The organism is Streptomyces sp. NBC_00554, assembly GCF_041431135.1.
Lineage (GTDB): Bacteria > Actinomycetota > Actinomycetes > Streptomycetales > Streptomycetaceae > Streptomyces.
Genome location: NZ_CP107799.1, coordinates 8,226,995 through 8,241,294, shown reverse-complemented (window position 1 = coordinate 8,241,294; position 14,300 = coordinate 8,226,995). Strand labels below are relative to the sequence as shown.

Genomic DNA, 14,300 nt, shown 5'->3' with positions numbered 1-14,300 from the left:
TGGGCAGGCGTTCCGCAGGGCGGAACGGGTGGGCACAGACCACCCACCGCCCCGCACCCGAACGATAAGGAGCACCGATGTCAGCCGTCACCCGAGTCCAGAGGGCATACGCCCGCATCGAGGCCACCGACCGCCCCGAGCTCTGGATCGACCTCCGCCCCCAGGCGGAGGTCGACCAAGAGGCGAGGACCATCAACGAACGCGTCGCCGCAGGCGAGCACCTCCCCCTCGCAGGCAAGCTCCTCGCCGCGAAGGGCAACATCGACGTGGCAGGCCTCAAGACCACCGCCGGCTGCCCGGCATACGCGTACACCCCAGAAGGCGACGCGCCCGCAGTCGCCCGCCTCCGAGCCGCCGGCGCGATCGTCCTCGGCACCACGAACCTGGACCAGTTCGCCACCGGCCTGGTCGGCACCCGCTCCCCCCACGGCGCCGTACGCAACGCCTACGACCCGGCCAGAATCAGCGGCGGCTCGAGTTCCGGATCGGCCGTCGCCGTGGCCCTGGGAATCGTCGACCTCGCCCTCGGCACGGACACCGCAGGCTCGGGCCGGGTCCCCGCCGCCTTCAACGGCATCGTCGGCCTCAAGCCGACCCGCGGCCTGGTGCCGACGACCGGCGTCGTCCCCGCCTGCGCCTCCCTCGACTGCGTGACCGTCTTCGCCCGTACGCTCCCGGAGGCCGAGCAGGCCCTCGCGTACATGACCTCCCCCTCGGGACGCGACCTCCCGGCACTCCCCCAGCGGACGCCCGGCCCATGGCGCATCGCCGTCGCCGCACCCGAACAGCTCGGAGAGCTGGACAAGGGCTGGGCGGCGGCGTACGAAGCGGCCGTGGCGCAACTCACCGCGGCGGGCGCCGAGTTGCGCACCCTCGACCTCACCCCGTTCACCGAGGCCGCCGCGATGCTCTACGAGGGCGCGTTCGTCGCCGAGCGCTACACAGCCGTGGGGAGCTTTGTCGACAAGTTGATCACTGAGGGCGGTGAGGGGCTCGACCCGACCGTCGCCGGGATCATCACCCGGGCCCGGGACATCCCGGCCCACCAGTTGTACGCCGACCAGGACCGCCTGACGGACCTCCGCACCCGCGCCCTCGCCGAACTCGGCGACGCGGACGCCATGTTGCTGCCGACGGCCCCCGGCCACCCCACCCTCGCCGAGGTCGCCGCCGACCCACTGGGCGCCAACGCCCGCCTGGGCCGCTTCACCAACTCCACGAACCTCTTCGACCTGGCCGCGGTAGCCGTCCCCGCGGGCATGGTGGACGGCCTGCCCTTCGGCGTGATGCTGATCGGCCCGGCGTTCACCGACGAACGTCTCGCCCGGATCGCGGGCCTGCTGGAGCCGCAGCTCCGGATCGCGGTGCTTGGCGCGCACCTGTCCGGCCAGCCACTCAACCCCCAGCTCCTCTCCCTGGGCGCGGAACTGGAACGTACGACAACCACGGCACCCGTCTACCGCCTGCACGCCCTGTCCACCACACCGCCCAAGCCGGGCCTGGTCCACGTCGGCACGGAAGACCCCGGCGCCGCCATCGAGGCCGAAGTATGGCGACTCCCCGCCGAGGGCCTAGGACACCTGCTCGCCGAGCTCCCCCGCCCGATGACCCTGGGCCGCGTCGAACTCACCGACGGCAGTCACGTCCCCGGCTTCCTCTGCGAACCGTCCGCACTCGAAGGAGCCGAGGACATCACGACATACGGAGGCTGGCGCGCATACCTCCGGGCCCGCAGCTGAGATTTTCAGCCCCTCCGGCGTTTGAGGAGCGGGGATCCAAGGGGCGCAGCCCCTGGCGGGGGTCCAGGGGGCAGCGCCCCCTGGCGGGGCCTGGGGCGGAGCCCCAGAAGAACGGGAAGGGTAGGGGCGGAGGGGGCGAAAAAACTCCCCCGCCCCCCACACCCGGTCACCCGGTCACCCGACCGACGAGTAAGCCACCACCCCCCGCAGCAGCCCATCCACCGCCTTACGCGCGTTCTTGGCGACACTCGACCCGGCCGCCCCGGAAACGGGCGCCGCGGCCGAGATCTGCCCCAGCACATCAATGACCTGCTTGCACCAGCGCACAAAGTCACCCGCAGGCATCTCCGCCTCCCGCAGCACCTCGTCGAGCCCCTTGCCGGAGGCCCACTCGTGCGCGGCCCAGGCAAACCCGAGATCCGGCTCGCGCTGCCCGACCCCCTCGGTCTGGGTGATCCCGAAGTCCTCCTCAAGGGCGTCGAGCCGCCCCCAGATCCGCACCATCTCGCCCAGCGCGGCCTTCGCCTTGCCCGACGGCACCTTCGGCGCCATCGCGTCGTCGGCGACCCGCGACTCGTACACCAACGCCGAGATGCAGGCGGCGAGTTCGGGAGGGCTGAGCCCCTCCCAGACCCCGGCACGGAGGCATTCGCTGGCGAGCAGGTCGAGTTCGCCGTACAGCCGCGCGAGCCGCTTGCCGTGTTCGGTGACCTCGTTGCCCCGCAGGTAGTCGAGCTCGGTGAGAAGCGCGACGATGCGGTCGAAGGTGCGGGCGATGGTGTTCGTCCGGCCCTCGATACGCCGCTCCAGCTGCGAGGTGTCACGCAGTAGCCGGTGATAACGCTCGGCCCAACGGGCGTGGTCCTCCCGGTCGTTGCACCCATGGCAGGGGTGCGCCCGGATCGCCGTGCGCAGCCGGGCGATCTCGCGGTCGTCGGCGGCCTCGGCCCGCTTCTTGCGGTGCCGGTCCGTGACGATGTGCCCGGCCTTGGTGCGCAGCGCGGACGCCAGGTCGCGGCGGGACTGCGGCGAGCGCGGGTTGAAGGACTTCGGGATGCGCATCCGCTCCAGCGCCTCGACCGGCACCGGGAAGTCCATCGAGGCGAGCCGCTTCACCTGGCGCTCGGCGGTGAGCACCAGTGGGCGCGGGCCGTCATGCTGCTCGAAGCCCCGGTGCCCGTTCGACCGGCCGGCGGGCAGCCCGGGGTCCAACACCAGGGCGAGCCCCGCGTACTTGCCGGTCGGGACGTGGATGACATCGCCTGGCTTGAGCTTCTCCAGCGCGACGGCCGCCTCCGCGCGCCGCTGCGCCGCGCCCTGCTTGGCCAGCTCGGTCTCGCGGTCCTTGAGCTCGCGGCGCAGCCCCATGTACTCCTCGAAGTCCCCGAGGTGGCAGGTCATCGACTCCTTGTAGCCGTCGAGCCCCTCCTCGTTGCGCTGCACCTGCCGGGAGATCCCGACGACCGACTTGTCGGCCTGGAACTGCGCGAAGGACGTCTCGAGGAGCTCGCGCGAGCGGTGCCGCCCGAACTGCTCGACCAGGTTGACCGCCATGTTGTACGACGGCTTGAAGCTGGAGCGCAGCGGATACGTGCGGGTGCCCGCGAGTCCCGCCAGGTGATCGGGGCTGATGCCGCGCTGCCACAACACCACGGCGTGGCCCTCGACATCGATGCCGCGGCGTCCGGCGCGACCGGTCAGCTGGGTGTATTCACCGGGTGTGATGTCGGCGTGCTGTTCGCCGTTCCACTTGACGAGCTTCTCCAACACCACCGAGCGGGCGGGCATGTTGATGCCAAGGGCGAGGGTCTCGGTCGCGAACACCGCCTTCACCAGGCCGCGTACGAACAGCTCCTCGACGACCTCCTTGAACGTCGGCAGCATGCCCGCGTGGTGGGCCGCGATGCCGCGCTCCAGGCCCTCGAGGAACTCGTAGTACCCCAGGACGTGCAGGTCCTCGGTCGGGATGGAGGCCGTGCGCTCCTCGACGAGTTCGCGCACTCGCACACGCGCATCGTCGTCGTTCAGCCTCAGGCCCGCGTACAGGCACTGCTGGACGGCGGCCTCACAGGCCGCGCGGCTGAAGATGAACGTGATGGCGGGCAACAGCCCTTCGGCGTCCAGCCGCTCGATGACCTCGGGCCTGCTCGGCGTCCACACACGCGAGCGCTGTCTGCGCTCGCGCTCCCGGTCCGCCTCGCGCATGGCGCGGCCCCGTCTGCGGTCCTGGTACGACGGACGGCTCGCCTCCATCCGCGCGAGGCGCGTGAGGTCGGGGTTGACGGCCTTCTTGTGGCCCTCGCCCTCCTCGAAGAGGTCGTACATCCGGCGCCCGGCCAGCACATGCTGGAAGAGCGGCACGGGCCGGTGCTCGGAGACGATCACCTGGGTGTCGCCGCGCACGGTGTCCAGCCAGTCGCCGAACTCCTCCGCGTTCGACACCGTCGCCGAGAGCGACACCAGCGTCACCGACTCGGGGAGGTGAATGATCACTTCCTCCCAGACGGCGCCCCGGAACCGGTCGGAGAGGTAGTGCACCTCGTCCATCACTACATAACCGAGTCCGAGGAGGGTCTGCGAGCCCGCGTACAGCATGTTGCGCAGCACCTCGGTGGTCATCACGACCACCGGAGCCTCGGAGTTGACGCTGTTGTCACCGGTGAGGAGGCCAACCTTGTCCGCGCCGTAACGGCGGCACAGATCGGCGTACTTCTGGTTGGAGAGCGCCTTGATCGGCGTCGTGTAGAAACACTTCTTGCCCTGCTGGAGGGCGAGGTGGACGGCGAACTCGCCGACGATCGTCTTGCCGGAGCCGGTGGGCGCGGCGACAAGCACACCCTTGCCCGCCTCGAGCGCCTGGCAGGCCTCGATCTGGAAGGGGTCGAGGCCGAAGTCGTACATCTCGCGGAAGGAGGCGAGCGCGGTGGCCTGCTCGACAGCGCGCTTCCGTGCTGCCGCGTACCGCTCGGCCGGGGAGAGGTCCTCTGTCATCGTGCTTTCGAGACTACCGGGAGGCACTGACAACAGGACGATCAATATCCGGATCCGCACCTGTGAAACCCGGAATCCCCGCAGCTCAGGGAATCGCCACCCGCGCAGCACCGCACACACTCAGCAGTGAGCGGCAGCGGGCCGAACGGCTCCCCGTCCGCGTACCCCGTGACGCCCTCGGCGACAAGCTCCACCTTCGCCGCCCGGTACACGGCGACCTTCGGATGATCGAGATGCGTACCCCGGTAGACCCTCGGAAACACCTTGAGCAGGGTCGTACGGCTGCAGTCCCCGACCACCGTGATGTCGAACAGCCCGTCCTCCAGATCCGCGCCGGCGCAGATCTTCATGCCGCCGCCGTACGACGGTCCGTTGCCGACCGCCACCAGCGTCGCCTCGACCTCCTGGACCTTGCCGTCGTCGAGTGTGATCCGGTACGGGAAGGGCTTGAAGGCGGCCAGTTCGGCGAGCATCGCGAGGTCGTACTTGAAGCGGCCGGTGGGCCATCGCATGCGGTTGCCGCGGTCGTTGACCCGGGAGTCGAAGCCGGAGGCGAGGACGGTGCCGAACCAGGTGCCGCCGACCCGCCCCAGGTCGACATCGCGCAGCCGGGCCCCCTTGAGGGCCTCGGCGATCAGCCGCCCAGCGGCCGCCGGTTCGCGTACGGGCAGGCCCAGGGCCCGCGCGAAGTCGTTCCCGGTGCCGACGGCGACCAGGCCGAGCGGGGTGCGCGTACCGGCGACGGCCTGCAGGGCCAGGTTCGCCATGCCGTCGCCTCCGACGGCCACCAGGGCACCCGTTCCGTCCGCGACGGCTGCACGCGCGCGCGTGAGGGCGTCTGCGGCGTTCTCGCCGAGGACCGTACGGACGGAGAACCCCGCCGCACGCAAAGCAGAAGCGGCCGGCTGCGCCGCGTGGGCGCCCCGGCCGCGTCCCGCGGTGGGGTTGACGAAGAGGGTGATCTCGCTGGTCACAAGCCTGACCCTACGAGTTCTCCGCGCTTGGTCAGGTCACGTCGTCATAACCGTTGACGCGGTCCGAGCTCGCCTGCTCCGGCAGTGCCGCCCGGCTGGCCGACACCGTCTCGACCTCGCCGATGGCCTCGGGCGTGAGGTCCAGTTCGGAGGCCTCGTCGTCGGCCGGTCCCGCGGCGTCCCGCCGGCGCCTGCGCCGGTCGTTCAGCAGTGAGAAGGCGACGGCGCCGAAGTACAGGATCCAGATCGGCCCGGCGAGCGCCAGCATGGTCAGCGGGTCGGTGCTGGGCGTGGCCACGGCCGCGAAGACCGTGATGCCCATGATCATGCCGCGCCACCAGCCGAGCATCCGCCTGCCGGTGATCGCCCCGGTGAGGTTGAGGAAGACCAGCAGCAGGGGCAGTTCGAAGGAGAGGCCGAAGACGAGCACCATGCGCGTGACGAGGTCGAGCAGATCGTCCAGCGGCAGGAGGTTGGAGGTGCTTTCCGGCGTGAATTCGAGCAGCACCTTCGCCGTGGTGGGCAGCACGGTGTAGGCGAAGTAGGCGCCGCCCAGGAAGAGCGGGGCGCCCGTGCCGACGAACGCGTAGGCGTACTTCTTCTCGTGCCGGTGCAGACCGGGGGCGACGAAGCCCCACAGCTGGTAGAGCCAGACCGGCGAGGCAAGCACCACACCGGCCGTCAGCGACACCTTCAGCGCCAGCGTGAAGGGGGTGAGCAGACCGTTGATGGTGATCTGCGCGCACGGCTCGGTGGAAGACGACTTCGCCAACTGCTCGAAGCTCTGCTCACAGCCGACGGAGTCGAGGATCGGCTTGGTGATGAGGTTGATGATGTCGTTGTAGAAGAAGGCGGCGACCACGGTGACAGCGACGATGGCCAGCATCGCCTTCGCAAGCCGGTTGCGGAGCTCACGAAGGTGTTCCGCGAGGGGCATCCGCCCCTCGGGATCCTTCTCCTTCTGGCGGGCAGGCTTCAGCAACCCACGTTCCCATCTCGTGCGGCGGGCCGGAGGTCACCGGCCCTGCGTCAGCGCTTGGTCGTCGAGTCCGTCGGCTCGGTGACCGGGCGGGAGCTGGTCACGTCGCCGGGTGCGGCCTGGATGGTGCGCTGAGCCGGGGGCTGCTCGTCGGTGGCCGGCGGGGCGGCCGGAGCGGCGGCCGTGTCCTGGCCCTCCGTCTTCATGGCCTTGGCCTCGCTCTTCAGGATGCGCGCGGACTTGCCGAGGGAGCGCGCCATGTCCGGAAGCTTCTTCGCGCCGAACAGCAGGATGATGACGACGAGGATGAGAATGATCTCGGGAGCGCCGAGCCTTCCGAACATAAGTCTTTACCTTCTCACCGAGGCGGCATGGAATGGGGGCTGTCCGATCGGTCGGACATGTGTCCGATCGTCGCGCTGACAGCGATCGTAACGCTCAGGGGTAAACGCGGGGCAATCCCTGTGCGTACTCCCAGTTCGCGACCCGCGCCTCGTTTATCCGGGCCGCGACCATGAGCGTACCTGCCGTTGCCGGATAGGTGACAGGGCGAAAGCCATACAAACCGCGGCGTGCGCCACTACTCACAGGGCATCCACAGAGCGAGCCGTGGTCACAGCCGCGCGCTCCAGGTCCTCGGCGGCCTTGCCGATGCGCATAGCGGAGTCGGAAACCTGTCGCCCCAGACGCTCCGCTTCCAGGAAGACACGGACAGCGAGCACGCCGAGAACGGCGATTCCCAGGAAACCCACAGCGATCGCAAACATCGGCCAGAACATGACGCCGACCCTAGACCGTCCTAGCCGGTCGAGTGCAGACGCAGTGTCCGTACGCCGCCCACCGTGAGGAGTTCGACGATGCGTTCACCGGCGGGCTTGCGGACGGCGGCGCCGCACTCCGGGCAGGTGAAGGAGTAGAAGGTGGTGCGGCTGGAGGCGCCGATGGCCAGCATCAGGGCGCTCGCCCGGAGCTCGAAGTCGGTCCGGCAGTCGGGGCAGCCGGCCCTGAACACCGTCTCGACCACTCTTCTCATCCCGGCGAACGCGGTGACGACCGACATCTCCGGTGCGCCCGAGGACACACCGGCCCGCTCCGAGGCTCCGGTCCTCCCCGCCACACCGGTCTTCTCCGACGCACCAGACATCGTCGACGTGCTCAAAGCCCCTGCTCCTGCCTGTCGTACGGCCCGTCCTGAGCTCCCTGTGGCCCGTCGTAGGCCGCGAGGGCCTCACGGGCCGCCTGCTGGGCGCTGTCCGCGAGATCCTGCGGCGACACGATCCGGCCGTCGCGGCCGAGGCGCAGCGCCAGCCGGCGCAGCGAGGTGGGATCGGGGGTCCGCAAGGTGATGCGCAGCCCGCCGTCCGGCAGCTCGTCCGCGCTGTCGTGCGGGTAGTACTCGGCGACCCAGCGTCCGCCGGGGCCGACCTCCACGACCACCTCGGGGTCCTCTGCCGCCGGCTGCACAAGACCCTCGGAGAGGTCCCGCATCTCGATCTCGGGCGGCGCGGACGGCTCGTCCAGGATGCGGATCTCGGCGACCCGGTCCAGCCGGAAGGTGCGGCGCGCCTCGGAGCGGCGGCACCAGGCCTCCACATAGGTGTGGCCGACGCTGACCAGGCGGATCGGGTCGATCTCGCGCTCGGAGAGCTCGTCGCGCGAGGGCGAGTAGTAGCGGATCCACAGCCGGCGCCGCTCGGAGATGGCCCGGTCGACGTCCGCGAAGACGCCGCCCTCGGATTCGAAGGTCACCGACAGCCGGGAGCTGGCCCCGGCCGCCTCGCCCGAGGCGGCCTCCACCTTGGCGGTGGCGCGCAGCAGTGCCTGCCGGTCACCCTCGCGCAGTCCGGGCAGTGTGGACACCGCACGGGCGGCGACGAGCAGCGCGGTCGCCTCGTCGGCGGCGATCCGCAGGGGCTCGGCCGCGTCCGCGCCGAGGGCACCCGGGTTGCGCCACCAGATCCGGTCGCCGTCGGTGTCGATGTCGAGCAGATCGCCGCCGCGGAAGCTGGTCCCGCACAGCGGCAGCACGTCGAGGTCGGAGATCAGCTCGTCCTCGGTGATCCCGAAGGCCCGGGCGACATCGCTGACGCGCGCGCCGGGGCGCTCACGCAGATACGTCACCAGGGAGAGCATCCGCCGGGTCTGGTCGATCGCGTTCGTCGGCCTGGCCGGTTTTCCTGCCACTTTCTTACGTTCCCCCTCAGCCCTTGGCCACGGCGCGCAGCCGGTCCACGACATCCGCCCGCAGCTCGGACGGTTCCAGGACCACCACATCGGGCCCGAACTCGACCAGCCAGGCGTCCAGGCCATGCCCGTACGGAATCTCCAACTCGTCCCAGCCCCCGCCCAGTTCCCGTACGGAGACGGCCTTGGCCCGCAGCGGGTAGCCGGACCCCGTGCGCAGCCGGATGAGCGCGGAGCGGTCGGCGATCTCGCCCGCCCAGCCCGCGACCGTCTCGCGCACGGTGACGACGTCGGGCACCTCGGCCGTGTACCGGCCCGCCCGGGTGCGGACCTTGCCGGTGATCCGCGAGAGCCGGAAGACGCGCTCGGCTCCGCGGTCGCGGTCCCAGCCCGCCAGGTACCAGTGGCCGCGCCAACATTCCAGGGCCCACGGCTCGACATGGCGGGGCTCGGGCCGCACGGCGGTGGCCTTGCGGTAGTCGAAGGCGACCGGGCGGCGGTCGCGGCAGGCGAGCATCAGCGGCTCGAAGGCCGCCTCGTGCACGGGGATGTGCGGTTCCAGGGCGCCATGGGGCTCGTACGGGTCGACGTCCTCGGGCAGTCCCGCAGCGCGCAGCTTCTGCAGGGCGCCGCTCGCGGCACCCGCGAGGCGGGCCTGCTGCCAGACCTTGGCGGCGAGCCCGAGGGCGGCGGCCTCCTCGGCGTCGAGCGTGATGGCCGGCAGCCGGTTGCTGTCGCGGCGCGCGAGATAGCCGACCTCACCGTCGAGGTTCTCCACCGTCTCGATGACCAGGCCGAGTTCGCGCAGATCGTCCTTGTCGCGCTCGAACATCCTGTTGAAGGAGTCGTCCGAGCTCGCCTCGAGGTAGGCCTCGATGGACTCGCGAAGTTCGCGCTTGCTGAGCGGCCGCCGTGTCCCCAGCAGACACAGCGCCAGGTTCATCAGCCGCTCGGCCTTGGCAATGGCCATCGACGCCCTTCCTATGGTGCTTCCGACCGATGACCGTACCGCTCCGGACAGTCGTGGCAAAAGCCGAGGGCCCATGCCCGGACAGGCATGGGCCCCAGATGATCAAGTCCGGTCAGACTTCGCCAGATGATGTACGAAGATCGGACCGTGACTCTCTCGATCCTCTTGATCAGACCGCGACGAGGTCGCAGACGAAGATCAGCGTCTCGCCCGGGGCGATCCGGCCACCCGCGCCGCGGTCGCCGTACGCGAGGTGCGAGGGGATGACCAGCTGGCGGCGGCCGCCGACCTTCATGCCCTGCACACCCTTGTCCCAGCCGCTGATGACCTGGCCGACGCCGAGCTGGAACTCGAGCGGGGTGCCGCGGTTCCAGGAGGCGTCGAACTCCTCGCCGGTGGAGAAGGCCACGCCCACGTAGTGGACCTTGACGAAGTCGCCGGCCTTGGCCACCGCCCCGTCGCCCTCCCAGATGTCCTTGATCTCGAGGTCCGCCGGGGGCTCGCCGCCCGGGAAGTCGATCTCGGGCTTCTCGATGCTCACGTCTCTAGCTCCTGCTTGTTCGCGTAAAGGCCTTAAAGCAACTCCGACAGTCTCACATCCCCGAAGGCGTTACATCTTCGCCAGGATGTCGACCGTGAAGACCAGCGTGGAGTCCTTGCTGATGCCGCTTCCCTCCGGGGGGCTGTCGCCGTAGCCCAGGCTCGGCGGGACGACGATCAGGACACGGCTGCCGACCTTCTTGCCCGTCAGACCCTGCGCCCAGCCCTTGACGACCTGCGTGAGCGAGAACGACGTCAGCGCGTCCCTGCTGTACGTCGAGTCGAACTCCTTGCCGTCGGCCCAGAGCACGCCCTTGTACTGCACCAGGACGGTGCTGTCGGCCGCGAGCTCCGCGCCGTCGCCCTCGAGGACGTAGTTCGCCACGAGCTTCGTCGGGGCGTCCGCCTTCGGTACGTCGATGGAGGGGGCCTTGCCGTCGGTGTTGGTGCCGACCTTCGGGAGGTCGATGTTGTCCTGCGCGACCGTCTTGCCCGCGGCGGAGCTCTTGGAGTTGAAGGTGTTCTGGATGTCGACGACGAACACCAGGGTGTCGGTGCCCTTGATGCCCGCCTGCGTGTTCCCCTCCGTGCCGTAACCCCAGGTCGGCGGCACGGCCATCTCGACGCGGCTGCCGACCTTCTTGCCCACCAGGCCGTAGCGCCAGCCGTCGATGATGCTGCCCTGCGCGAGCTGAATGAGCAGCGGCGTCTTGCGGTCGTAGGAGTTGTCGAAGACCTTCGCCGTCGCCCAGACCTGGCCGAGGTAGTGGGCCTGCACGTAGTCGTTCTCCGCGACCGTCTTGCCGCTGCCCGCGATGACCGTCTTGACGGCCAGGTCCTTCGACGGGTCACCGCTGCCCTTGGCGACGGTCGGCTTCTCGCCGAACTTCGTACCGGCCGTGATGCCGGGCAGCGGACCGTCGACGATCTTCGGCGGTGGTGCCGCCGAGGCGGAGGCCGAATCCGAGGCCGCATCCGACGGACTGCTGCTGGACTTGGCCGTGTCCGAGTCGTCGTCACCGCATCCGGCGAGTGTGACAAGTCCAGCGGGTACGGCTAGAAGGAGTGAGCGTCGGCGCACGGTGGGGGCCCTCGTATCGGTCGATCTTGGCTGATGGAGTGCGCGCAACTCTACGACCTGAGAAGGGCGCCGTACGGAAAACGTACGGCGCCCCGCGTTGCGTTCCGGTGAGGGCCCCCACTCTCGAGCGAAGTCGAGAGTGGGGGACATGGCCGGAACACTCGGCTCACATTCCCGCGATCAGCTTCTCCACCCGGTCGTCGACACTGCGGAACGGGTCCTTGCACAACACGGTGCGCTGCGCCTGGTCGTTGAGCTTGAGATGCACCCAGTCGACCGTGAAGTCCCGGCGCTGTTCCTGAGCACGCCGGATGAAGTCGCCGCGCAACCGCGCCCGAGTGGTCTGCGGGGGCACGGACTTGCCCTCGAAGATCTTCAAGTCGTTGCAGATCCGGGCGGCTTGTCCCTTCCTCTCCAGGAGGTAGTAAAGACCTCGCCGACGGTGGATGTCGTGGTAGGCGAGGTCTATCTGCGCGACGCGCGGGTTGGACATGGTCATGTTGTGCTTTGCCCGGTACCGCTCGATGAGCTGGTACTTCATGACCCAGTCGATCTCGGTGCCGATCCGGTCGAGGTCCTCGGACTCGATCGAGTCCAGCGTGCGACCCCACAGCTCCAGAACCTGCTCGACGACTCCGGTACGGATACCGCGGCGCTCCACGAAGTCCACGGCCTTCTCGTAGTACTCGCGCTGCACGTCCAGCGCGGAGGCCTCCCGGCCGCTGGCCAGGCGCACCTTGCGCCGGCCCGTGATGTCGTGGCTGACCTCGCGGATCGCCCGGATCGGGTTCTCCAGGGTGAGGTCGCGCATCACCGTGCCCGCTTCGATCATGCGCAGCACGAGGTCGGTGGCACCGACCTTGAGGAGCATGGTCGTCTCGGACATGTTCGAGTCGCCGACGATGACATGCAGCCGGCGGTAGCGCTCCGCGTCCGCGTGCGGTTCGTCGCGTGTGTTGATGATGGGCCGGGAGCGGGTCGTCGCGGAGGAGACGCCCTCCCAGATGTGCTCGGCCCGCTGACTCACGCAGTACACGGCACCGCGCGGGGTCTGCAAGACCTTGCCCGCCCCGCACAGAAGTTGGCGGGTGACGAGGAACGGAATAAGGATGTCCGCGAGCCGGGAGAACTCCCCGTGCCGGGCCACCAGATAGTTCTCGTGGCACCCGTAGGAGTTGCCTGCCGAGTCGGTGTTGTTCTTGAACAGGTAGACGTCGCCCGCGATTCCTTCCTCGTGCAGGCGTCGTTCGGCGTCTACCAGGAGTCCTTCGAGAATGCGCTCGCCGGCCTTGTCGTGGGTGACCAGTTCGGTCACGTTGTCACATTCGGGTGTCGCGTATTCCGGATGTGATCCCACGTCGAGATAGAGGCGGGCGCCGTTCCGCAGAAAGACATTGCTGCTGCGGCCCCATGACACGACACGGCGGAAGAGGTACCGCGCCACCTCGTCGGGAGACAGGCGTCGCTGTCCCCTGAACGTACACGTGACGCCGTACTCGTTCTCCAGCCCGAAAATGCGGCGGTCCATGACTGAACATTACGCCCGATCCTCTGACCGCAAACGGGGTTCGACGGCACGGTTTGGATCATTTTCCGATGAGACCGCAACCACCTCCGTGTTCCCGGTAGCTGCGAGGACCCGCCCCGTGGCCAGCAGAACCACCAGCGCGGCGGCCCCCGCGACACCCGGTACGGCGAAGCCCCACACCGCCCCGCCCCACTCGACGACGGGGCCCGCGAGGCCCGTTCCGACGGACGCGCCGACGGTGAACGTCGTGACAAGCCAGGAGAACGCCTCGGTGACGGTGCCCCTGGGAGCGTGCCGGTCGACGAGCACGAACGCGCAGGCGATGCAGGGCGCCAGGAACACCCCTGCGAGCGCGGTGAGCGCCGTCATGGCGACCGGACCCGGCACCAGCATCAGTGGCACGTAACACACCGCCAGGAGCGCCACGAGCAGGCTCAGTCGCCGCTCGGGCGCACCGGTCCACCGGCGCGCGCCGTACACCGTGCCGCCGACGAGGGCCCCGAGCCCGATGCCCGCCATCAGCCAGCCGTACACCGCGTCCCCGCCATGGCCGTCGGAGTACGACAACGCTGCGACCGTGATCGAGCCGAGCGCGATACCGACGAACAGGAACGCGCCGAGCAGGGCCACAAGACCCGCCGAACGCAGCGCTCCGAGCCAGTGCGCCTCGCGCGGAGCCGAGCGCCACGCGCGCGAGGGGGGCGACACGACCACGGAGAGGGCGCCCAGGACGCCTATGACGTTCAGGACGAGCAGCGCTGCCTGGGCGGACCAGAGCGCCACGCACAGCGTCACGAGCAACGGCCCGACGGTGAACATGATTTCCTGCGCCACGGCGTCCATCGCGTACGCGGTGTGCACCTGTTCCTCCTTGCGGAGGACGGAGGGCCACAGCGCTCGCAGACCGCCTTCCAGGGGCGGCGTGAAGAGCCCGGCGACCGCCATCGCGACGTACGCGACCGGCAGCGGGTCCGTGCCCGCGAACGCGAAGAGAGCCATCCCGAGAGCCGAGACGAGCGCGGCAGGCAACTGCACACGCGGCTGCCCGTACATATCCACGAGCCGCCCGAGCAGCGGCTGCCCCACCGCGTTGGACACCCCGTACACGGCGGCCAGCGCACCCGCCAGGCTGTAGCTGCCGCCCTCCGCGCGGATGAAGAGCACGACGGCGATGGCAGCGGTCGCGTTCGGCAGCCGCCCTATCAGCGTCCCGGTGAGCAGCCGGGCAGCATGCCTCGCCCGGAGGATCTCCAGATATCCCGCGGCCATGACGTGCCCTTCTCGTAATCCCGTGACGCCTGAAGTTTTACGTAT

The 14,300-nt window shown here is 69.5% G+C and carries 13 protein-coding genes; 1 reads left to right on the top strand and 12 read right to left on the bottom strand.

All coding sequences use genetic code 11. The features are described 5' to 3' along the window. The first annotated feature begins 77 nt into the window (after positions 1–77). A complete protein-coding gene (gene atzF / locus OG266_RS36345; protein ID WP_371550928.1) occupies positions 78–1,739 on the top strand; it encodes an allophanate hydrolase in 1,662 nt (553 codons plus the stop codon). Positions 1,740–1,913: 174 nt separating this feature from the next. Here the strand turns inward: atzF and OG266_RS36340 are convergent, their stop codons facing one another. The 12 genes from OG266_RS36340 to OG266_RS36285 form a co-directional block, all read right to left on the bottom strand. Next, positions 1,914–4,775, bottom strand: coding sequence for a DEAD/DEAH box helicase (locus OG266_RS36340; protein WP_371553082.1), 2,862 nt, complete (start codon positions 4,773–4,775; stop codon positions 1,914–1,916). Next, complete coding sequence (locus OG266_RS36335) at positions 4,772–5,704, bottom strand: diacylglycerol kinase (protein WP_371550925.1); 933 nt, start codon at positions 5,702–5,704, stop codon at positions 4,772–4,774. Before OG266_RS36335 ends, OG266_RS36340 begins: the two co-directional genes overlap by 4 nt. Positions 5,705–5,735: 31 nt before the next feature. Further along, positions 5,736–6,686: a twin-arginine translocase subunit TatC gene (tatC, locus tag OG266_RS36330; protein ID WP_371550923.1), complete on the bottom strand. Its 951-nt coding sequence runs from the start codon at positions 6,684–6,686 to the stop codon at positions 5,736–5,738. Between the two features lie 47 nt (positions 6,687–6,733). Further along, the gene (gene tatA / locus OG266_RS36325; RefSeq protein ID WP_266467080.1) at positions 6,734–7,027 is read right to left on the bottom strand and encodes a Sec-independent protein translocase subunit TatA; all 294 of its coding nucleotides are present in this window, start codon (positions 7,025–7,027) and stop codon (positions 6,734–6,736) included. 240 nt (positions 7,028–7,267) lie between these two features. Beyond that, the gene (locus OG266_RS36320) at positions 7,268–7,462 is read right to left on the bottom strand and encodes a hypothetical protein (protein WP_371550921.1); all 195 of its coding nucleotides are present in this window, start codon (positions 7,460–7,462) and stop codon (positions 7,268–7,270) included. A gap of 20 nt (positions 7,463–7,482) precedes the next feature. Further along, the gene (locus OG266_RS36315; RefSeq protein ID WP_371550919.1) at positions 7,483–7,842 is read right to left on the bottom strand and encodes a hypothetical protein; all 360 of its coding nucleotides are present in this window, start codon (positions 7,840–7,842) and stop codon (positions 7,483–7,485) included. After that, on the bottom strand, positions 7,839–8,867 hold the full coding sequence (locus tag OG266_RS36310) for a YafY family protein (RefSeq protein ID WP_266467077.1): 1,029 nt from the start codon (positions 8,865–8,867) through the stop codon (positions 7,839–7,841). Before OG266_RS36310 ends, OG266_RS36315 begins: the two co-directional genes overlap by 4 nt. A 16-nt stretch (positions 8,868–8,883) precedes the next feature. Continuing rightward, positions 8,884–9,837 (bottom strand): YafY family protein, encoded by a 954-nt coding sequence (locus OG266_RS36305; RefSeq protein WP_266467074.1) that lies wholly within the window; start codon positions 9,835–9,837, stop codon positions 8,884–8,886. 169 nt (positions 9,838–10,006) lie between these two features. Continuing rightward, a complete protein-coding gene (locus OG266_RS36300) occupies positions 10,007–10,378 on the bottom strand; it encodes an FKBP-type peptidyl-prolyl cis-trans isomerase (RefSeq protein ID WP_266467071.1) in 372 nt (123 codons plus the stop codon). A gap of 69 nt (positions 10,379–10,447) precedes the next feature. Continuing rightward, entirely contained in the window at positions 10,448–11,458 is a 1,011-nt protein-coding gene (locus tag OG266_RS36295) for an FKBP-type peptidyl-prolyl cis-trans isomerase (RefSeq protein WP_266467068.1), read from the bottom strand. Positions 11,459–11,624: 166 nt separating this feature from the next. Then, positions 11,625–12,986 carry a Pup--protein ligase gene (pafA, locus tag OG266_RS36290; protein ID WP_266467065.1) on the bottom strand — a complete coding sequence of 454 codons (1,362 nt, stop codon included), beginning with the start codon at positions 12,984–12,986 and terminating at the stop codon, positions 11,625–11,627. A 9-nt stretch (positions 12,987–12,995) separates the two neighbouring features. Beyond that, the gene (locus tag OG266_RS36285) at positions 12,996–14,255 is read right to left on the bottom strand and encodes an MFS transporter (protein WP_371550916.1); all 1,260 of its coding nucleotides are present in this window, start codon (positions 14,253–14,255) and stop codon (positions 12,996–12,998) included. Positions 14,256–14,300: the final 45 nt, after the last annotated feature.